Source organism: Methylotenera sp., assembly GCF_029945535.1.
Classification (GTDB): domain Bacteria; phylum Pseudomonadota; class Gammaproteobacteria; order Burkholderiales; family Methylophilaceae; genus Methylotenera.
Genome location: NZ_JAQSCU010000010.1, coordinates 813,638 through 833,955, shown reverse-complemented (window position 1 = coordinate 833,955; position 20,318 = coordinate 813,638). Strand labels below are relative to the sequence as shown.

Below are 20,318 nucleotides of genomic sequence, written 5' to 3'. Positions count from 1 at the left end.
TTTCTAGTGCAATTTATATTGCTAGGTGGGTCAATTCTGAGTGCAATTCAACAGACAACTGGAAATGAAGAAGACTTGAAAGAGATTTTGTCAGCAGTAAAAACTTCAAGACACTACTTCGCCGTAGTTGAAAACTTCAAGTTGCTACCTCAAGATTAATTGGATCTTCGTAAAATTCTGTGTATTTGAAGTTTTAAGAAAATTTTTAGTTAAATTTCAAAATTGTTGATTGGTTGTTTTTTATGGTATTTTGTCTGCTTGATTATTGAATTTCAGCTCCCAATAGCAGTCGCTCATTTCCGACACATTGGGCCCAATGCTGCCAGTCATTAATTCAATAAATTTCGATAATAATAATTATTCAATTACAATCCATTCAATCATGCTACATCTCTATAATAAGACTTTAATATAGAGACTGTGATAGAACAAAACTAAGAAATGACAGGAGATTCCGGTCACGTGTCATGAAATTACAATTTTTAATAAAGAGACCTATGGGCCTCCATATTTACTGTTAGAATATTAGTTGATCTCCTTAGACTAATTCTAGTAAAAAATTAAAAACAGTAAAACGTTAGTGACATGAATCAATTATTAGTCTAGCTAATCCTCAGCCGTGACTTTGATTATCTAATTCAGCACAAGGTACCTTGGGTGACAGGGGAAATGTCACCCAAAATAGCGTCCATTATGTGAGCTACCTATATTTAAATTTATATTGTTTTATTGCACCTTAATACTACGGCGCTTTGAAGCCTCAATTTTTGGCAACTTAATTTCAAGAATCCCATCTTTTAAATTTGCCACTATATTTGCAATATCAACAGTTCCGGGAACACTCACTGAACGTGCAAATGATGAACTGGAAATTTCATGGCGATAATAATCACCTTTCTCTTCCTTACTCTCAGAATTAGTTTGACCTTTAATTGTAAGTATGTTGTCAGCTAAAGAAATATTTAAATCCTTCTTCTCAATTCCCGGAATCTCAGCCCGAACTATAACTTCAGAATCTCTGTCGATTATGTCCAAGCTAGGTAAACGCTGACCATCGAATTCAAATATGGTGTCTACAGCAGGCGTGTCCCAGTTCCATAAAGATGGCCATCTGCGACCAAAAAATCGATCAAATGCTTTTTCCATATCTGCAATTGGGTGAATAGATGGCCATGCGTTCTTTGCAACATCTTTTCCACTGGTCTTTACTGCTATATTGCCTTTAGTTTGTGTGTCCATTATGTTCTCCTTTTAAATTCACATTTAATTAACTGACTAAGAATTTTTCTGATATAGGTCTAATAATGAGTCGCAAGCAGCACTCACCGAGATTTTCAATATCTACAAAAAATAACTTGCTGGCGAAGCGCATGCCGTTCATGGTAACCACCTCAAAGTGATAGCCGATACGTGATAAAAAACGTAAGTTAGGGTTTATATTTTCACCAACCAAAAATGCAACCTCAGCCAATTTCGGACGAAGTATAGAAATATGCTGCTGCGCAAGATTGCTGCCATTACAATTCAATAAATCACTGGCAGATTGATTGAAGTCTAAAATTCTGCCGTTAGTTTGCACAGTCAAGACCGCCGCGCCATCTTCAGGATAAGTGTTTTCCTGCACGCAAGAAATTTTTGAATGCGTTAAGTTGGTCTGCACTTTGGTGTACGTCATACTCATTGAATGTTCTCCGCCTCGGCAGCAAGCCAATCATCCATTTCATGCCCTGGCTCAAAACCGCGTGCTTCAGCTTTGTAATAGGCACATTTAGCAATTTTTGAAAGTGCTGTATGATTAACCTCACTAAATGTCTCTGGACTAGACTCTATTCCAATCACTGGGATTGGATTACAAACATTTGCCTTAGGGCCTTTTAAAAGATCCATACATCCTCCTGCAACATAAAACATAGAAAAACGGCGACACTTAAATCTGGGGAGAGATTTTTAACATGCTATTGCGTGTTACGTATCGCCGAGTTGTGAAATTTACGTGACGGACCAACCTCAGTAAATTCGGGGGAACACGTAAGGGCAAACACCTATTTACGCTCAAGTTAATAGACATTAAGCGAGTTCTTATCTAGACTGAAACTATAAATTGATAATTTAGTGCGAATGGAGATGTTCGTTGATGGAGCTAATTTCAGGTTTGAGTTTTCAGACTTTGTTTGATGTCAGTCCTGATGCTATGCTTTTGTCTGATGAAAGCGGTCTTATTGTATTAGCTAATCCCGCAGCACTTACGCTATTTAGATACACTAAAGAAGATATGTGTAAGCTTAAGGTTGAGGCGCTTATGCCAGTTCGCCATAGGGAATATCATAAACATTACCGCAAAGCCTATATTCATAAACCTGAAGCGCGCAGTATGAGTAATGGTCGGGCACTTATTGCACTGAGGAGTGATGGGCAAGAACTGACTTTAGATATAAGCCTAACACCTTTAAAAACGAATGAGCAACTTTGCACTTTGGCAATTTTCTATCCAACAGATCGAAGGAGGGTTGCGGAAGAGGCATATAGAGCAAGTGAAGAGCGACTTAAACTTGCAACAAAGGCTGCTGATTTAGCCATATTTGATTTTGATTCTAATCGTAACGTTCTACACTGGGACGAGGACATGCGCTTACTTTGGGGGGCTGAGTCAACTGACTCAATTTCAAACAAGCGATTTAGTACAGTCATTCATCCAGAAGACCGCAAGGCTAGACAGTCTGCACTTGATAATGCAATCGACCCTAAAGGTAATGGGGAGTATAACTCCGAATATAGGGTCATTAATCCTTCTGATGGTTCAGAGCAATGGGTCTCCGCGGTAGGTCGCATGCACTTTGAGGATGGGCACGCAACTCGGCTAGTAGGTGTAGCAAGAAACATAACAAGACAAAAAGTGTTTGAAGATAAGTTACGGAAACAGCGTAATGAAAATGAAATTCTTTTTAAAGAACAAGTAGCAGCGCAAACCATCTCAGCTATTGCCCATGAAATCAATCAGCCATTAACGGCCATTTCGGCATACAGTGAAGTAGCACTTCGAGCTATGAAAGTAGGTGGTATCTATCCAGACAACCTTAAACGTGCGTTAGAGGGGTGTGTTCACCAAGCGCAACGGGCTGGTAACAGCCTGCACGAGTTACTCTCCTTCCTAAATAAGAGTAACCTAGTTCGAGAGGTTTTTGACCTTAATAGAACTGTGAAAGAGGCTTTAACTATAGCTAAAGACGATGGTTATGGAGGGTTTTATCCGGAGCTCCAACTGGAGAAGAAAATGCCAAACGTTATAGGAAATAAAACTCAAGTCCAAAAGGTAATAGTCAACCTAATTAGAAACGCCGTTGAAGCTATGCAAGGCATTGGAATTGATGACTCTAAAGTTATGATTACAGTGCAAACTCACAAAAGTATAAATTTGGCCCATCTTTTAGTTAAGGATAACGGCCCTGGTCTTGATGTCGAAACACAAAAACATATTTTTGAGCCGTTTTTCACAACCAAACCCACAGGCATTGGAATGGGGCTATCAATCAGTCGAGCACTAATAGAAGCTAATGGGGGTGAACTTTGGTTTGAGCCAAATGCTACCAAAGGTGCGACTTTCCATTTTACTTTACCATTTGCAACATGAAATCATCATGACCCAATCAGACGCTACAGTTTATATTGTTGATGACGACTCTGCAATTAGAGATGCACTTACTCTTATGCTTGAACAGGAGGGTTATTTAGTAAGGTTATTTGAAAGTGCTGAAGATTTTTTAGCCGCTTATAAGTCTGAGCAATTTGGGTGTGCCATTATTGATATCCGGATGTCTGGGATGAGTGGAATGCAACTTCAAGAAGTCATATGTGAACGCAATATTTTACTGCCAGTTATTTTTTTATCGGGGCACGGCACTATTCAAATGACTGTGAAAGCCATGAAAGCAAAGGCCGTAGATTTTTTAACTAAACCAGTCAGTGCAGAAAAGCTACTTAATTCGGTTCGTATGGCTGTAAGTGAGTCTGGTCGAATTTTGACTGAAAGTGCCAGATATAGAAATGCATCTTTACTCCTTGCAGGTCTTACTGAGCGAGAGCGTGACGTATTGGCCGAAGCTGTCCAAGGTCACTCAAATAAGGAAATTGCACGTCATCTAAATATCAGTCACCGCACTGTAGAAATTCATAAGTCTAGGATTATGCAAAAAACAGGCGCTTTAAATTTACTAGATCTAGCTAGAATCGCACTTGAAGGTAGCACTCTAATTAATTAATGCGGTAACTTCAGGCTTTCACAGCATATTTTTACGATAGCGCTATTTGTTAGTAGCTAACACATGGACTATACGTGTTCACGCGGATTTCTTACTAAATACATTCTTGTTACTGTAAACGTCAATGGAGGTCACGGATTACTCATATGGAGGTATTTACATCGTGTTATCAATTAAAGCTGAAAAGGATATCTTTGAGACGATACTTGCAAGACGTTCAGTACGTAGTTTTAAAAAAAATAAAATTCCCCAAGGCATAATTAGCAGTTTGCTTGAGGCTGCTGTAAGGGCTCCGACTGCAGTGCACCAAGAGCCATGGGGGTTTGTCATCATTCAGGATGAGCAGACATTAAAGACCCTGTCTGATTACGCAAAGCCACTTTTTTTAACTGGGTTGAAACAAAGGGAGTTAGATGACCCAGAACAATTGCTTGATGTTTTCGAGAGTCAAAACTTTAATATTTTTTACGATGCTGATGCACTCATTCTAATTTGCGGAAAAACATCATCGCCTTTTTATGCCGCAGATTGCTGGTTGGCTGCTGAGAATTTAATGTTGGTTGCATGCGCAATGAATTTAGGATCCTGTGTGATTGGAAGTGCGGTAGAGGCTTTTAATACATCTGATATAAGAAATAAGTTTGGTATTCCTAACAACTTTACAGCTGTAGCACCTATTGCCTTAGGTTACCCGAACGTTGAGTCGCCACCAACGTCCAGAAAAGCGCCATTAATTTTTACAAGGATTGCTTCAGACTAAGTAGTCATTAATGAGTATTGATTTAATTTGATTATTTTGTATTAAGGATAACTTCTATGTATAAAAAGATCCTTTGTCCAGTTGACGGCAGTCAAACGTCCAACTGTGGGATAAATGAAGCAATAAATCTTGCTAAAGATCAAAAGGCCGAGCTTCGTTTTTTGCATGTGATAGATTTGTATTTTCCAATTTTAGATGCATCTGGTGATCTAAATATTATTTTTATCGATGAGGTTCTGCGTCGTAATGGTAAGCAAGTTTTAAAAAAGGCCGAGGAGGCTGCACATAAAGCAGGTGTAATGTGTGACTCAAAGGGGATCGAAGCAATGAGTACTAAAGTATCCGAATTTATTATCGCCGAGGCTGAAGAGTGGCCCGCTGATCTAATAGTGATGGGAACTCATGGTTTGAGAGGCATTGAAAGATTAGTGATGGGTAGTGATGCTGAGACTGTAGCTCGTACTAGTCCTGTACCTGTTTTGCTGGTGAGGTGCTTATCAGATAAGGATAGTAAAAATGACTATACAAGCTAATTTGGAGTGGAATAAAAATAAAAGTAACCAAGTAGCAGCATTAGCAAAAAATATACTGCATAGGCTATTCAAAGAGTATCAAGGGACATTTGCGGTACGCCTTTGGAACGATACTGTGCTTCAGATCGGTGAAGGCTTGCCGGTATTTACACTTGCTATTAAACATAATAAGGTACTCTATCATCTTGTTTGGTTTCGTGATCCTATCCGTTTAGCAGAAGCCTATTTCAATGGTGATGTTGAGGTTTCAGGTGATTTTAATGCAGCTGTGGGTCTGCGTTATTATCTAGAAAAGCTGAGCCTGCCCGTTCAGGAAAAATTGCAATTGGCATTTCAATCCATTAAGTTGGGTATTCAAAAGCAAAAGAGTTTCAAGAACGACTCTTTTTCGAAACGCATTATGCATTTTTATCGCCATAATACTCTCAGGCAAAATGATGTTGAATCGATAGCTTTTCACTATGATGTTCCTAATGCTTTTTATAAGCTGTGGCTTGATGAGCGCATGGTTTACTAATGTGCATACTTTGAAGACAAAGCACAGGGCTTAGATTTAGCTAAAATAACAAACTTGACCATATCTGTCGCAAACTTAGGCTTCAGGCTGGCGATGAGTTCCTTGATATAGGTTGCGGTTGGGGTGCGCTGGTATGCTGGGCAGCCAAATATTATGGGGTGAAAGCCCATGGCATTACGCTTAGCAGAAATCAGTATGAATATGCACTTGCAGAAATAAAAAGACAAGGGTTAGAAGGCAAGGTAACAGTTGAGCTGAGGAATTATCGAGATCTTGCTCGAGTTGGAACTTATGATAAGGTTTCTAGCATAGGGATGTTTGAACATGTTGGCCTGAAAAATCTGGCAGGCTATTTCTCTATCGTACATCAAGTGCTTAAACCAGATGGATTGTTTCTTAATCATGGAATAACATCCGATGAGCCTGAATGGGCTGATAGCGTATCTACCAAATTTATCAATCGCCATGTATTTCCTGACGGAGAGTTAGACACTATCAGTAATATTCAACGCAGGATGGAAGATGCTGGTTTTGAAATATTTGATGTGGAAGGCTTACGCCCACACTATGCCTACACACTGCGGCATTGGGTAAATAGATTAGAAGAAAATCAGCAAGAGGCCGTAAGGCTAGTAGGGGAGCGCACCTACCGTATCTGGCGTTTATATATGACGGGGTGTGCAATACAGTTTGAACAAGGCGCAACTGGAATATATCAAATATTAGCGGAGCGTAAACACCTTGGCATGCCAAACCTACCGTTAACAAGGTGTGATTTATATACTCCCGATAGTCAATAAGGACTAGTTACAGGTAGGTTTTTATCTCAATTACAAATTGCCATGTAGATTATTTAAGCGTTACCACATACGTGTTTGCACGAATTTACATCAATCAGCAATTATTTATATGATTACCTTAATTGTCTTTTAAATTATCTTAGCGTTCCGAAAGTTGAGGGTAACGTCTCAGAGTGATGTGGGGTCGTAGAATTTTTTAGAAATTTGGCAGGAAGTGAAATGCGCTCTTCAAAAGTAAGCAAAACTATTCCATCTGATACTAAAAATTCAATGACAGATAAACCTAAAAAGCTATCTAAGGAGCAGATTTTTTCACGTATTGCCGTATCAGCATATTATAAAGCTGAGGCTCGAGGTTACGAACCTGGTCATGAGATTCAGGATTGGTTGGAAGCTGAGGCTGAAATAAAAAAACAAAAGTAATTTGATGATTCTTAATGGCTTTTTTGATTTGTACGTGCAGTTGGAGTCACCATGAAGAGTAGGATTTTTTTTATTCTTATTGTGTTACTGGGGGATTCTACCTCCACCGCCAGACTATAGATATCAGGATGATGCTAAATAGTAGGTCGGAATTGCGCTCTTAAAAGTAAACTTTTAATTTAAGCTTGCCAGAATGGGGCTGTTAAACTGACACTGCGCCATATGCCATCCACTTGTTGTTGCTTAGCTTTTAAGTTAGTCTTGAGTGAGTGTTTCAAACGCTTTTTTTCTTTCAGTAAGTCATCATCTACATCATTCATATCTTTGAGTAGTTGATTCGCTACTTTGATATCATTCAAAAGACCGAGGCAGTCTTGAAACCTTATCAATTTCTTAATATAGGCTGATACTTTATTTTGAGGATAAAGCGACTGAAATAGCTCTATGCTGTAACGTAATCTTTTGGCTGCGATTCGAACTCGATGAACGCTTTTTCTTTGCTTAAAGTCGATTTTTTTATAGAGTTCAACTAAAACTTTACGTTGTTTTTTTAGCTGAGCTGGAGCAGTAAAGCTTATTTCTTGGGTAATTAGACTCCGGCTTTTAGCCGATAACTCCTGCCGCCAGCCAGATTGAAGAAGATATTCGGTTAGTTTCCTATAAAACTTGATATATCGCTGTGACCTAATGAGCGCAATGATGTGTTGATGACTTTCTTCAACCTCCAAATGATCTGCTATATATTGCGTCAACTGAATTTCGGAGTCATTCGATTTATCCTCGGGATTATTGTTGATCATTGGTAGCGTCGAATGAACAAGCACATCGCGATCGCGCACTATACTTAACTGTTGACTCAGCCACTTGAGTTCAGATTTCAATTCCTTGGAAATTTTCACCATGTCTTTATAAAACTCAAGAAGCGCATCAAGCCGGCGTAGCCCAACTCGCATTTGATGCAGAGCTTCAATATCGTAGTTTTCCGACAATATTAATGCACTTGATTCCAGCTGAGACAAACAGTTAAACGCCATCACCTCAAAAGCTTGTTCAAGTGTCATGCTTTTTAATAATTTGATGGGTGGATGTTTAGCTTTTGTAGACATTAAGTGAACTCAAATAACATTTTAATGCTGGTTTATAGTTAGGCTTACATCACTAGCGATGCCTTCTTTAAGCTCAAATACATGACTCACCTTCAGCCAATCAATTCTATCGAACATATTTCTATCATGTGCTAAGCGCTCAATTACAGCTATCGAATTACTGTTTTTATGATAAACATCTGGATTAACTTCTAAAAATATCTTTTCGGTTGATTCAGTGAGTAATATTGGGATGTAAACAATATTTACCGTAGTGCTGATTGGTGTTTTTTCAAATAACTGAGCAATATCATCTGGATGTAATCGAATGCAACCATGGCTCTGAAAGTGATAAACACTTGAAGGAGCGATGGTGCCATGGATGCCTATTGCTGATAGACTAAGCCCAATCCAATATTTACCCAAAGGATTATTTGCTCCTGGAGGCACTTTTACTTTGACTATATGACCTTCGCGTTTCATTTCTTCTTGAATCGACTTTGGTACAAGCTAAGGTTTATTGGTCGCTTTGTCAATCACGCTAAACTCACCCAAGGGCGTAGGCCAGTTTGGCTTGCCTAATCCAACAGGATATTCCGCTGCAAGATTTCCATCTTTAAAGTAGTAGAGCATACGTTGTGGTAAATTAATCAGCAGCGCATTTTCATTGATATATGGCACGATATGACGATTGTCGATAAGCAGATGCTGTCCTATTGATAGGAGACTGTTATATTCTATGTAGTTGTTTCGTGCTAGTGATGTTGCCTCAACGCCGAAGCGAGCGCCAATCTTGATTAAATAATCACCAGATTGAACTTTGTATATGAATACCCCGCCTATGATATGAGCTTCTGATGGCTTTGCTATTACAAGTGGGGAATAGATAACAAAAATTAAACTGATGATATGCCAAACAAAACGCAATTTTATTCCTCTGCTTTCTTTAAGCTTTTATTGATATTAAACTCGCTTTAAGTTGAGGTGCAAAAAAGCTAAAATATGGCAGCATTAAAATCAGATTTTTAGTTGTTCCAAAGCTTTAAGGCAATAGCGATTAGCTCAACCGATACGCCCACGGCCATTAACAACACTCCAAGCCATGCCTCGGTAGCTAAGAAAATTAGCCCAGCACCTATCAGCACAAGTAGCGATGACAGAAACCGCCTTGTAGATTGCTTCATCATCAATAAACCTAATGACTCCAGTGAACGCGTACTAGGTTTTCACCCGAAACATGGCTTACTTTAAGCTTACCTTGGTAAGCCTGATATATAGCCTCGCCTATGCCACTGGCTAAATGCGTTTCTGTTGTTGTCACTATAATTCCATCACCCTCGCTATGTATAGCTATGATGCATTTGAGAGGATGTTCGTTGCGCTCATGTTCTACGTGATGCTGGATTAGTAGCTTAATCTCCTCACGGTGGTCATTAAAAAAAGGACCGTCCAACATCACGTATCCAGCAGGCTCATTATCATTTATTCGATGACATGCAGGACATATTTCACGGTTCGCAAACACCGGCACAGTCATCCACTGCCAACGCCCTTCATGAAAGACAGAATTGCATTCAGGACATACCGCAGGTTCAGTTAACTTATCTTTAGCTTTATATGCGTCTATATCCCGTTCAAAAAGTGGACGATCTTGGCTTTTTGCATGAATACTGGAAGGCGTTTTGTTGATATTCATTTTGAGTATCCTCCGAATTAATAGGAGCCGGCGATACCAATCTCGGGGAGAGATTAAACAACTAAGCGTTGTAGGGCATGTACCGCCGATGGAAGTAATTTAATTGATTGCATTAAGCTTCGTAAATTCGGGCTAACACGTAAGGGTTTATCCTTACGTGTTAGCCCGAATTTACGCATGGCAATCTGTGACGTAAATTTCTCGCATTGATGGCGCGCTTCTAGCAACTGTGCCAGTTGCAAATCTCTCACTAGATTGTGCTCAATGCATCTTTTCTAGATTGGCATGATGGATCTTCGCCATCACAATATTTTAAGAAAGAAGTTGACCGTGAAGCATTCGAGCATTTTATTTTCATTGGTTTTAATCATGGCCTTAGCAGATCCTGTGTATGCCTGCTATGAGGATTGTACTCCATGTGAGGCAACAGTTAAGTCTATAGCTGTAGGAGAGATTACCTACGCCACTGGTGGCATTGGACTATGTGAGGCAAACTTAATGCGAGAAATGGCTAAAGATTATCCACTTGACTTAGTTTTTATACAAAAACTAAGTAATCACGAAGAGTTTTTAGCAGATGTAAAAGTACAAATTGAAGATAGACGCCGCCATTTGTTGCTTGATGTTGTTACTGAAGGCCCATACCTGTTTCTTAAATTGCCGACAGGTAAGTATTTGATTATTGCTGAAAGCAATGGCGTTATGAAACAACAATGGGTAAGTGTTAGTTCAGGTAAACGTCAACAGGTGGTGTTTTGGTGGCCAATACTAGAAATACCCGACTGATTGTACCTAAGTGTCTAGCGCTTAATGCCATAGCGCATTAATACTATGACGCATTAAGTTTTAACCTAACAAGTGGATTTTCAAATTTATTGATAAATAAAGGAATGAAAAGTGGAAAAGTTATTAGATAAACAGAGTGAAGAGCGCTTAGTTGAAGACTTTAAAGAAGTCATAGCCGATGCAGAGGCGCTCTTGAAAGTTACTGCGAATACAGGAGGTGAAAAAATCGCAGAAGCTCGTTCTAAGGTCGAAGGATCGATTCAGGCGGCGAAAGCTGCGATTGGCGAATCTAAAACAGCAATCCTTACTAAGGCTAAAGCCATTAAAGAAGATACTGATGCTTACGTGCATGAGAATCCATGGAAATCAATTGGTTTTGCAGCCAGTGTTGGGGTAATCGTTGGTTTGTTAATCTGTCGCCGACATTAAGGGAGATTTTGTGATGTTGAAATCTAAATGTTTTCTGTTGTTGATGCTGTTGGTAACTAGCAATATTACAGGTGCAGAAGCACTTACTAAAAATGCGTCAGAGAACGCAAATACAGTGCTGCAAAAAACCGATGAAAAGTCAGAAAAGGCGGCTGCGGAAGCTCAGAGTGCAACACAGAAAGCTGCAGATTTAGCTAAAGTTTCTCTAGACAACGCCGAGAAGGCTTTGAGCCTAGCCACGAAAGAAGCTGCGGAAGTTGCTAGGAAATCTGCACAAGCGGCCGAAGAGGCTGCTAAAGTTGCTGTGCAAAAGACTGAGGAGTCTGCCAAGAAAGCAACGCTCGACACCAAACTAGTCACTCAGGAAGTAGCTAAGTCGGCCAAAAAAGCTGCCGAGGCTGCTAAAACGTCAACTTCTAAGGCAACTGAGGCCGTTGAGGCGCTAGTTAAGCATGGAAAAGATGTTGCTAAGAAAACTATAGAGGACTCAAGAAACGCTGCAAAAAAAGCTGCTGAGGCTACAAAAGAAGCTGCGAAAAAAGCGCTTGAAGTTACAAAAAATGCTGCTCATGGCATCAAAGATGCCATCAAAAAAGATAATTGATGTTTTTTAAACAATAGATTGAAGGAGTTAGCTGTGGAGTTTCCACCAATAGGTGCTAGGACATGTTTGTATCAGACTGAGGAGTTAGACTCTGTACTTGACCGTATGGCTTGGCAGGCAGCTGGGTTCCTAGCTACCAAGGAACGCATTATGATTGTTGGAGTTTTACGGCGCGGAGCACCGTTAGCTGAAATGTTGCATACTAAGCTTATGCGGCATTTTAAATTATCTAAAATGGGTTTAATGAATTTGCAGATTAAACGGTATGCTGATGATTTAACCTTGTTATATCCAGAGACAATGTTAATTGAAAATCCCAAATTCGAAACGCTGGATTTATCTAATACTACAGTCTTGGTTGTCGATGACGTCATATTTAAAGGACACTCTATGCTGCGTGCAGTCGAGTATTTGGCTAGAAAGCGAGCCTCTGAGATAAGAACGGTTGTACTTGTGGATAGAGGTGCAAACAAGCTGCCGATAAGTGTAGATATTTCTGGTGTGAGACTGGATGTTGCACTGACAGACATTATTGAATGTAATGTGCCGCCATATGAGGCTGAGTTTAAGATTGATTTGTTAATGCCAACGATTAATTAGACTTCTATTATGTTTTACGATCGCAACGAAGCTGCCATCAGGCTTGCTGAAAAGCTCATCGCTTATAGAGGAAGAAACCCGCTCGTTCTTGCTATTCCTCGAGGTGCAGTGCCAATGGCTAAAATTATCACAGATAAGCTTGGCGGTAGTTTGGATGTAGTACTCGTCCGTAAACTACGCGCACCATATTCGCCAGAGCTAGCTATTGGCTCGGTAGATGAAAGTGGCGGCATTTTTATTGCTGAATATGCTGAGTTGGCTGGTGCGGATACTGACTACATTGAGTACGAAAAGCAGATCCAAATGGATATTATCCGAAAACGCCGCTTACAGTATTCACCTATTCGGCCTCCAATTGACCCAAATGGGCGAATTGTCATCGTGATTGATGATGGTTTAGCTACAGGCGCGACGATGATTTCTGCATTACATTCACTCAGGAAGAAAACGCCAGCAAAATTAATTTGTGCCGTGCCTGTTGCTCCGGTTGAAACTGTAAAAAAGGTTACAGAGTTGGCTGATGAGGTGGTTTGTCTGGAGGCTTCATCTAACTTTCAATCGGTTGGGCAGTATTACGTTAATTTTCCTCAGATTGAAGATGATGAGGTAGTGAGTATATTGCAATCCACGATGACTCAGTAAATGCAATGGTTATTTAGTCACTTTAATTGAATGACAAGGATGGTTGATATGAAAGATCGTGAGTGGGATGAATGTAGTCAGCATGCTGCTTCTGCAGCACATAACATTAACCATTTACCCATAGCTTATGAACTGGAAGTGCACCGCATTGTACAATGTGAGGCATTTCTTCTCGCAGAAAGAGATGGTTTTAAGCGCTCACCACTTGATTACTGGCTTGCTGCGGAAAAGTGCGTACATCAACGCGTTTAAGTAATTTTTAGATTATAGTTTTGAGCTTGGTGATGTGTCTTATATTTCTGGTGATTGGCTAATGGCTCTTTTAAGACCATTCATATCAAGAATTCGTATGTTTTTTTGTTGCACCTCGAGTAGACCTTGCTCTTGAAATTTTGTTAGTATGCGACTTACGGTTTCAATCTTCATGCCCAGATAGCTGCCAATCTCTTCTCGTTTCATGCGCAGCGTTAGTGAATATGGTGAAAGCCCTCTGGCTTGAAATCTCTGTGATAAATTTAGCATGAATGCAGCGACGCGCTCCTCAGTTTGCATGCTACCCAGTAACAACATAATAGTGTGATCGCGAACAATTTCTCTACCCATGAGCTTATAAAAGTGGCGCTGCAGCTCATCAGAGCCTTGATTGAAACGTTCTATCCAGCTAAGTGGAATAATGCATATCTCTGAGTTTTCTAAAGCAATAGAGGTGCAAATATGATGATCAGTCGCTATTCCATCAAAACCTAATATTTCTCCGGACATATAAAAGCCTGTGATTTGCATACGTCCATCTTCATGCAGAATTTCTGTCTTGATGAAGCCACTTTTAACCGCATATATCGCATGAAACTGACTGCCTGTGTGATATATGATGGAGCCTGCTTTGACCCGTTTTCTGACTGAAATTAGCATATCTAACTTTTTTAGCAAGTGTGATGATGCCCCAGTTGGCATGCACATTTCATGCACGTGACAGCTGGAACAGCACGGTTTGAGGCTTTCTATATCAATCCTAGCCTTGCTAATCGCAATCGTGCTAATGCTATTCTCCTCTTTGATATATCACTAATTATTGATTAGTGAGCGGCAAATGCAATAAAAGTCCATGTCAATTTGATATCTATCAAATCATGTCTGGAACTTGAGCACAATATGTGTAAACACTTACGCTAATGTCATCACGCTTTAATTCTCAATGGTGAATAAAATATGACGGCTTTTTCTATACTTGTATTCAATGCGGGTAGCTCATCACTGAAGTTTTCTCTGTTTAATGATGCTATGGAGTTTGCAGTGGGCGGTACCGTGAGCAATATTGGCGTAGAGTCATCATTCGCCTGGAGTGATGGTGCGGTTCAGGGCAATATTTATATTAATGTACATACGCATGAGCATGCAGCAGAGTGGGTTTTAGATTGGTTGCAGAACTTATGGCCATTTGGCTCGCTGTTACGTAATGTTCGGATCGTGGCACACCGTATGGTGCACGGTGGCTCGAACTTCTATATGCCCACTATTGTGACCACTGAGGTGATTGAGCATTTAGATTTGTTAAATCAGTTTGCTCCACTACATCTTCCCCAAGCGATGTCCGTCGTACGGAAATCCCAAAAAATACTCTCCAGTTACCGGTTAACAGACCCAGTGCTAACGGTTGTGGTATTTGATACAGCATTTTTCTATGAGCTTCCAAGCTATACAGCATATGCCTTACCAGAAAGCTTGGTACGGCAGCATGGTATCAAGCGATTTGGATTTCATGGCTTTGCGCATCGGTACATGGTGCAGCAGCAGATTAATTTAGAGCTGCATCATCATAGAATGATTACATTCCAGCTTGGGCATGGTTGCTCAGTTGCGGCCTGCCTAAATGGTAAGCCTATAGATACCAGCATGGGATTTACGCCACTAGAAGGTTTAGTGATGGCAACGAGGGCCGGCGATATAGACCCTGGATTGCTTATCTATTTACTTAAAAATGGTCACCAGTTGGGTGAAATAGAAGATAAGTTGCTTCACCATTCAGGTTTAATCGGCATAACAAAATCTAGTTCAGATATGCGTGATTTATTAAATAAGCAAGATGTCGATAAAAATGCCAAGCTTGCCATAGAGATGTTTTGTTACCGTGCGCGTAAGTACTTAGGGGCGTATTTGGCGATACTAAATGGCGCTGACTGCATTACATTTGGCGGTGGAATCGGCGAAAACTCAGCACAAATACGCCAGCATATTTGCGATGACATGTCGTGGTGTGGGCTGCAACTGGATGCAGAGCGTAATCAGCTTGCCCATCATCTTAGTACCGGTGACTGCATGCAGATTTCAACAGATACTTCAAAAATTAGTGTATATGTTGTTGCTGTGGATGAGGCGCTACTGATAGCTGAGGATGCTAAATATTTAGTGCTAAAAAATCACTTAATCAACTGAGTTCATATCTAACGATATCGTCAGACGGTGTATTATATAAACGTTAAATGAGTTATCTAATGCTAGAAAAGTACGTTGCTATGAGGTAAATATCCCGATCACTTAAGTCATGTCTTAATGACGGTTGAGTAGCATCATGGTCACGAACTTTCTGTATTGCTGACACTAGTTCTTTATAAGGCCTTCCAGTGAGCGGTGGCGCCTCGGCAAATCCTGTTTTAATGTTTGGGTCATGGCAGCTAGCGCAGACCAGCGCTTTTTCTTCTACTGCTGAATTATTTGCAGCGGAGCTTGGGACATGTTTTTGTGTAGAGCAGCTTGCTAAAATGCATAAAGCGATGCTCAGCAAAGAATATTTCATGACAACTCCTTAACTATAGTAATGGGTTGAAAAGCCGTGTTCTGAACATTCAGACTCTGATTATATGTTGGTGATTGCAATGCTTGCTACACGTGTCAGCACGTATAAGTGGGCAGTCATGCTGAACTATCTTGTGTATGCCTCAATCAGATAACGCCGCATCATACGGTGGCTATTGAAATAAGATGCATTTTTGCTGATTGCGTACTTCATTACTTTAATCCAGAGCGTTTTATCAGATCTGGAGTAAAGAGGTAGAACCACCTTTTCTAATTTGTCATATAAGTCGATGGCGTCGCTAACTTCATTGTTGCCTATACTGCCGATAGCCCAGCCAGTGATGCCTTCAATACATCCTTCTATCCACCATCCATCCAGCACAGAAAGACTTGGTACACCATTGATCGCAGCTTTCATTCCACTTGTGCCAGAAGCTTCGAAAGGCTGTAGCGGTGTATTTAGCCATACATCGCTGCCAGACACCATATTGTGCGCAATGTCTAAATTATAGTTAGGTATGTAAGCTGTAGGAACTAAACTAGAGAGTTGTTCAATATCGTTGTGTAGTTCCGCAATGAGAGATTTGCCCTCTTTGTCACTGGGGTGCGCTTTACCACTCATGATTATTTGAAAAGGAAATTTTTTAGCTATCTGCTTTAATCTCTCAATATCTGAAAACAGCATATCAGGTCGTTTGTAAGCAGTCATCCGCCTAGCAAAGGCAAGAATCGGAATATTGATATCCAAATGAATGCCAGTCATGTCAAACACTTGCTTAATCAGCGCTGCTTTAGCTTGCTGGTGTGCATCCCAGATCTCCTTATCTGGTATACAGCACTCAGCACGTATTAACAGCTCTGGCTCATGATGCCAGCCTGAAACATAACTATTATAGAGTTTTATAAAGCCATCAGATGCCCATGTTAGGGGGTGTACGCCGTTAGTAATAGCGTGTACTTGATAACCGGGGAACATTTTATTTGAAATATCAGCATGGCTTTTAGCAACGCCATTTACATATTCGCTTAAATTTAAGGCTAAGCGTGTCATGTTTAAGCAATCTTCACCAGCTAGATACTTGATTGTGGCAAGGTCAACGCTACCATCAAACGTTGTGGTGACCATGTCATAGTTAAAATGGTCATGCCCAGATTCGACGGGAGTATGTGTGGTGAAACTGCACATTTCTCGTACACGTGGAATATCATAAAGTGCTTCTCCGGGCCTGATTTCTTGAGGTGAGTAAGCATAGCGATGAAGTAACTCCAAGCCAAGCAGGGCAGAATGCCCCTCATTCATGTGATAGTGAAAAATAGTAAAACCCAATGCAGGAAGTATTCTTGCGCCACCTATGCCCAATACAATTTCCTGCTTGAGGCGATAAGTTGCATCGCCGCCGTATAGATAATGAGTCAGTACTCGGTCCTCAGGTGAATTTTCGTTAAGATCAGTATCTAATAAAATTACTGGTTGAATACCGCCGCTAAGACCTTTTACCTTATACAGCCATGCGCCAATCCAAACTACATGACCTTCTATCGTGACGGCAACTTTGGCGTTAAGTGGTTTAACCCACAATTCAGGATTCCAGCTATCGGACTCTTCTGTTTGATGTCCTTGGTCATCAATTGTTTGATGAAAATATCCTGCACGACTGATGAGGCTTACTGCAACCATAGGCAACATTAAATCGGCTGCCGACCTTACCATATCACCAGCTAAAACACCTAAGCCGCCAGCATATGTTGGAATTTCATTGCACAAAGCTATTTCCATTGAGAAATAAGCAACACGGGGAGAATGAATGAATTCTTCAAGCACAGATGCCCTTTCAATACGACATTGAATACTTATAAGTTGAATGTTGAGTGAATGATAAATAGTTAGCGCGCAATACTTTTGACTTTCATCAAAAGTCACTTTCAAATCCATTTTAGTATCAACCAAAGACATCATAAATTCTGATATTGCAAATTAATAACAGGTGAACCATCATGACGATTCAAGATCATTTGCGCACTGGGCTAATGGATATGGCGATATCAAGCATTCAAGAGAAACCGAATTATGAGTACATGAGACTCTGAATGAGTTGCAGGTGCATGGTGCAAAGCCTGAGTATCTTTTAGAGTTACTCTGCGCGGCTGATAAGCTGGCAAACGCTGCTATGTGGTTAGTTGTGCATATGACCTATGCTGAGAAAGTGAAGCTTGACGGTAAGGCTTTATCGCGTGAGGATTTTAAAGATAACCCGCAAGGTCATACAGGAGGCTCTTTAAACATGGTGCCAGCTTATGTGGGCTATATGCTGGCAAATGCTATAAGTGGGGTAACTCGTGCTTGGTTGATGGGGCAAGGTCATGCAGTAGCTGCGGTAGATTCTGTTAATTTGTTACTAGATAATATGCGTCCCGAACATGCTGAGCGATATTCTATTTCAGAGTTTGGTTTGTCCAGATTTGTGCAGGATTTTTATTCTTACAAATTAGACGAGCATGGTAATCAAGACTCTCCCTTAGGTAGTCATGTCAATATCAATACTGCTGGAGCAATATTAGAAGGTGGGTATCTAGGTTTTGCCGATCTGCAATACGTGCATATGCCACTTGTGGGTGAGCGACTAGTGACGTTTTTATCCGATGGTGCATTTGAAGAGCAGCGAGGATCAGACTGGGTTCCACGCTGGTGGCGCCCAGAGGATAGTGGATCCGTGGTGCCAATCATGATCTTTAACGGTCGCCGAATTGATCAACGTGCTACCCTTTCTCAGGGCAAAGGTCTTGAATGGTTCAAGAAACATCTGACCATATATTCGTTTGACCCCATCGTGTTTGATGGTACTGATCCTGCGGCGTTTGCTTGTATGATACTTGAAGGTGAACGTCGGCTAGCGGAGAGGGCGAGTGTTGCCCAGCTAGAGTTAAGTTACCCTGTAATGTTGCCATATGGTATTGCCGTGGCTAAAAAAGGTGCAGGGTTTTATGGCGCAGGTACGAATGATGCACATGGTTTGCCGCTTGGTAAAAATCCTAAATTCAACAATCTGGCGACGGAACACTTCAATGAATATGCGCATAAGATGTTTGTGCCATTAGAAAAAATCTTGCAAGCAAGTGGCATGCTGAGCAATCACGCATTAACTGACAGGCTGTTAGAGCGCGATAACACAATCGCGAACAGAGATGTCTATATTCAACATTTCCCTAAGTTGTCATATAAGGTAGTTAATAGCAATACTTTTGATATCGCTGACTATGCATTAAGTTGCCCAATGGTTGCTATCGACTATACCTTTTTGGCCTTCGTTGAAGCAAATGCAGATTTGCGTCCTCGTGTAGGTAATCCAGATGAAATGCGTTCAAACCACTTAAGCGCTACATTAGACTTGCTAAAGCACCGTGTAACAGAAGCTGAGTCTGGAATTGCTGAGTCTATTAATGGAGCTGTGATTACAGCGCTGAACGAAGAAACCGTTATTTGTGCATGTCTTGGTAACAAAGGTGGTATTAACCTAGCAGTTACCTATGAGGCCTTCGGTCCTAAGATGCTTGGCGCCTTGCGCCAGGAAATCATTTGGTCTGATCATCTTGCCTCACGTGGCAGAAAAGCTGGTTGGCTTTCTGTACCTGTTATTTTGACCTCAAATACTTATGAAAATGGTAAAAATGAACGCTCGCACCAAGACCCAGCTTTGTGTGAAGCGCTTCTCAATGAGCCCGCGGATGTCTCTAGAGTGATGTTTCCTGCTGATTTTAATACTGCTGTGGCTAGTCTAGAGGCTTGTTATCGCACGCACGGTAAAATATTCTGTTATGTTATCCCTAAGTCCGACAGTATTCCTGATTTGTTCTCAATGGGCTCAGCACAGGAGCTGGTTGAGAATGGCGGCATTACATTTAACGCCTCTAAGCTTGCTAATGCTGAAGTGATTTTAACTGCTATCGGTGCCTACCAGATGATTGAAACGCTTAAAGCTGCAGAAAGATTAGAGCATCGAGATGTTAAAGTCGCTGTTAACTATTTGCTTGAGCCTGGTCGATTCCGTCAGCCGCGAGGTAGCCGCGAATTGTTACATTGTGCGCCGACAGAGTTACGTCACAGTTTATATCCTAAGCATATTACAACTCGAGTTTTCGTATGCCATACACATCCAGAAGTTATGTCTGGCGTACTCAGACCGCTTGATACAGGTGACAACACAGTATTTAAGGGTTATACCAACCATGGTGGTACGCTTGATACCTCAGGTATGCTATTTGTGAATCGGTTATCATGGGCGCATATTGTTCGTGTGGTAGCACATAGTTTGCACATCAATCCGGACGAGGTGCTTGAAGTTGATGAAATTGATGCACTCGAAGGGCGAGTGAACCCGCAAAGTGTTTTTTTATAA

General features: G+C 40.8%; 25 protein-coding genes and 1 pseudogene. 15 read left to right on the top strand and 11 right to left on the bottom strand.

Features of this window, described 5'->3' with window-relative positions; translation table 11 throughout:
* Nucleotides 1-726 precede the first annotated feature (726 nt).
* From PSU72_RS07015 to PSU72_RS07005, 3 genes are read right to left on the bottom strand one after another with little or no spacing between them, the layout of a single operon-like run.
* Complete coding sequence (locus tag PSU72_RS07015) at nt 727-1,239, bottom strand: Hsp20/alpha crystallin family protein (RefSeq protein ID WP_300431594.1); 513 nt, start codon at nt 1,237-1,239, stop codon at nt 727-729.
* A 28-nt stretch (nt 1,240-1,267) separates the two neighbouring features.
* Complete coding sequence (locus tag PSU72_RS07010; RefSeq protein ID WP_300431593.1) at nt 1,268-1,681, bottom strand: hypothetical protein; 414 nt, start codon at nt 1,679-1,681, stop codon at nt 1,268-1,270.
* The gene (locus PSU72_RS07005; protein WP_300431592.1) at nt 1,678-1,887 is read right to left on the bottom strand and encodes a DUF2934 domain-containing protein; all 210 of its coding nucleotides are present in this window, start codon (nt 1,885-1,887) and stop codon (nt 1,678-1,680) included. Before PSU72_RS07005 ends, PSU72_RS07010 begins: the two co-directional genes overlap by 4 nt.
* Nucleotides 1,888-2,134: 247 nt before the next feature.
* Here PSU72_RS07005 and PSU72_RS07000 point away from each other — a divergent pair, with 247 nt between their 5' ends.
* From PSU72_RS07000 to PSU72_RS06970, 7 genes are all read left to right on the top strand, one after another.
* A complete protein-coding gene (locus PSU72_RS07000; RefSeq protein ID WP_300431591.1) occupies nt 2,135-3,628 on the top strand; it encodes a PAS domain-containing sensor histidine kinase in 1,494 nt (497 codons plus the stop codon).
* 7 nt (nt 3,629-3,635) lie between these two features.
* Entirely contained in the window at nt 3,636-4,256 is a 621-nt protein-coding gene (locus PSU72_RS06995) for a response regulator (protein WP_300431590.1), read from the top strand.
* Nucleotides 4,257-4,419: 163 nt separating this feature from the next.
* On the top strand, nt 4,420-5,016 hold the full coding sequence (locus tag PSU72_RS06990) for a nitroreductase family protein (RefSeq protein WP_300431589.1): 597 nt from the start codon (nt 4,420-4,422) through the stop codon (nt 5,014-5,016).
* A 56-nt stretch (nt 5,017-5,072) separates the two neighbouring features.
* Nucleotides 5,073-5,549: a universal stress protein gene (locus tag PSU72_RS06985; RefSeq protein ID WP_300431588.1), complete on the top strand. Its 477-nt coding sequence runs from the start codon at nt 5,073-5,075 to the stop codon at nt 5,547-5,549.
* Entirely contained in the window at nt 5,533-6,066 is a 534-nt protein-coding gene (locus PSU72_RS06980; protein WP_300431587.1) for a class I SAM-dependent methyltransferase, read from the top strand. Before PSU72_RS06985 ends, PSU72_RS06980 begins: the two co-directional genes overlap by 17 nt.
* Before the next feature lie 62 nt (nt 6,067-6,128).
* On the top strand, nt 6,129-6,866 hold the full coding sequence (locus PSU72_RS06975; protein WP_367186082.1) for a class I SAM-dependent methyltransferase: 738 nt from the start codon (nt 6,129-6,131) through the stop codon (nt 6,864-6,866).
* A gap of 219 nt (nt 6,867-7,085) precedes the next feature.
* A complete protein-coding gene (locus PSU72_RS06970; protein WP_300431586.1) occupies nt 7,086-7,289 on the top strand; it encodes a DUF2934 domain-containing protein in 204 nt (67 codons plus the stop codon).
* Nucleotides 7,290-7,468: 179 nt separating this feature from the next.
* On the opposite strand, the gene PSU72_RS06965 is transcribed toward PSU72_RS06970, so the two are convergent.
* The 5 genes and pseudogenes from PSU72_RS06965 to PSU72_RS06945 form a co-directional block, all read right to left on the bottom strand.
* Nucleotides 7,469-8,395 (bottom strand): CHAD domain-containing protein, encoded by a 927-nt coding sequence (locus PSU72_RS06965; RefSeq protein ID WP_300431585.1) that lies wholly within the window; start codon nt 8,393-8,395, stop codon nt 7,469-7,471.
* Nucleotides 8,396-8,416: 21 nt separating this feature from the next.
* Nucleotides 8,417-9,301, bottom strand: a pseudogene (locus PSU72_RS06960) (L,D-transpeptidase family protein).
* A 98-nt stretch (nt 9,302-9,399) separates the two neighbouring features.
* The gene (locus tag PSU72_RS06955; protein WP_300431584.1) at nt 9,400-9,561 is read right to left on the bottom strand and encodes a hypothetical protein; all 162 of its coding nucleotides are present in this window, start codon (nt 9,559-9,561) and stop codon (nt 9,400-9,402) included.
* Between the two features lie 8 nt (nt 9,562-9,569).
* Nucleotides 9,570-10,070, bottom strand: coding sequence for a BCAM0308 family protein (locus PSU72_RS06950; RefSeq protein ID WP_300431583.1), 501 nt, complete (start codon nt 10,068-10,070; stop codon nt 9,570-9,572).
* 53 nt (nt 10,071-10,123) lie between these two features.
* On the bottom strand, nt 10,124-10,321 hold the full coding sequence (locus tag PSU72_RS06945) for a hypothetical protein (protein ID WP_300431582.1): 198 nt from the start codon (nt 10,319-10,321) through the stop codon (nt 10,124-10,126).
* A 118-nt stretch (nt 10,322-10,439) separates the two neighbouring features.
* Between PSU72_RS06945 and PSU72_RS06940 the strand changes: the two genes are divergently transcribed.
* The 6 genes from PSU72_RS06940 (at nt 10,440) to PSU72_RS06915 (ending at nt 13,383) form a co-directional block, all read left to right on the top strand.
* A complete protein-coding gene (locus PSU72_RS06940) occupies nt 10,440-10,856 on the top strand; it encodes a hypothetical protein (protein WP_300431581.1) in 417 nt (138 codons plus the stop codon).
* A 111-nt stretch (nt 10,857-10,967) separates the two neighbouring features.
* Nucleotides 10,968-11,285: a YqjD family protein gene (locus tag PSU72_RS06935; protein WP_300431580.1), complete on the top strand. Its 318-nt coding sequence runs from the start codon at nt 10,968-10,970 to the stop codon at nt 11,283-11,285.
* Nucleotides 11,286-11,298: 13 nt separating this feature from the next.
* Nucleotides 11,299-11,889: a phasin family protein gene (locus PSU72_RS06930; protein ID WP_300431579.1), complete on the top strand. Its 591-nt coding sequence runs from the start codon at nt 11,299-11,301 to the stop codon at nt 11,887-11,889.
* Nucleotides 11,890-11,922: 33 nt separating this feature from the next.
* Complete coding sequence (locus tag PSU72_RS06925) at nt 11,923-12,489, top strand: phosphoribosyltransferase family protein (protein WP_300431578.1); 567 nt, start codon at nt 11,923-11,925, stop codon at nt 12,487-12,489.
* A 6-nt stretch (nt 12,490-12,495) separates the two neighbouring features.
* A complete protein-coding gene (locus PSU72_RS06920; protein ID WP_300431617.1) occupies nt 12,496-13,131 on the top strand; it encodes a phosphoribosyltransferase in 636 nt (211 codons plus the stop codon).
* Nucleotides 13,132-13,179: 48 nt separating this feature from the next.
* The gene (locus PSU72_RS06915) at nt 13,180-13,383 is read left to right on the top strand and encodes a DUF2934 domain-containing protein (RefSeq protein WP_300431577.1); all 204 of its coding nucleotides are present in this window, start codon (nt 13,180-13,182) and stop codon (nt 13,381-13,383) included.
* Between the two features lie 39 nt (nt 13,384-13,422).
* On the opposite strand, the gene PSU72_RS06910 is transcribed toward PSU72_RS06915, so the two are convergent.
* Nucleotides 13,423-14,085, bottom strand: coding sequence for a helix-turn-helix domain-containing protein (locus PSU72_RS06910; RefSeq protein WP_300431576.1), 663 nt, complete (start codon nt 14,083-14,085; stop codon nt 13,423-13,425).
* A 255-nt stretch (nt 14,086-14,340) separates the two neighbouring features.
* On the opposite strand from PSU72_RS06910, the gene PSU72_RS06905 reads away from it, so the two are divergent.
* Nucleotides 14,341-15,564: an acetate/propionate family kinase gene (locus tag PSU72_RS06905; protein WP_300431575.1), complete on the top strand. Its 1,224-nt coding sequence runs from the start codon at nt 14,341-14,343 to the stop codon at nt 15,562-15,564.
* Between the two features lie 52 nt (nt 15,565-15,616).
* Here PSU72_RS06905 and PSU72_RS06900 read toward each other — a convergent pair whose 3' ends face one another.
* Together PSU72_RS06900 and glgP are read right to left on the bottom strand one after the other, a co-directional pair.
* A complete protein-coding gene (locus tag PSU72_RS06900; RefSeq protein ID WP_300431574.1) occupies nt 15,617-15,925 on the bottom strand; it encodes a hypothetical protein in 309 nt (102 codons plus the stop codon).
* 126 nt (nt 15,926-16,051) lie between these two features.
* On the bottom strand, nt 16,052-17,881 hold the full coding sequence (gene glgP / locus PSU72_RS06895) for an alpha-glucan family phosphorylase (RefSeq protein ID WP_300431573.1): 1,830 nt from the start codon (nt 17,879-17,881) through the stop codon (nt 16,052-16,054).
* Between the two features lie 142 nt (nt 17,882-18,023).
* On the opposite strand from glgP, the gene PSU72_RS06890 reads away from it, so the two are divergent.
* Complete coding sequence (locus tag PSU72_RS06890) at nt 18,024-20,318, top strand: xylulose 5-phosphate 3-epimerase (RefSeq protein WP_300431572.1); 2,295 nt, start codon at nt 18,024-18,026, stop codon at nt 20,316-20,318.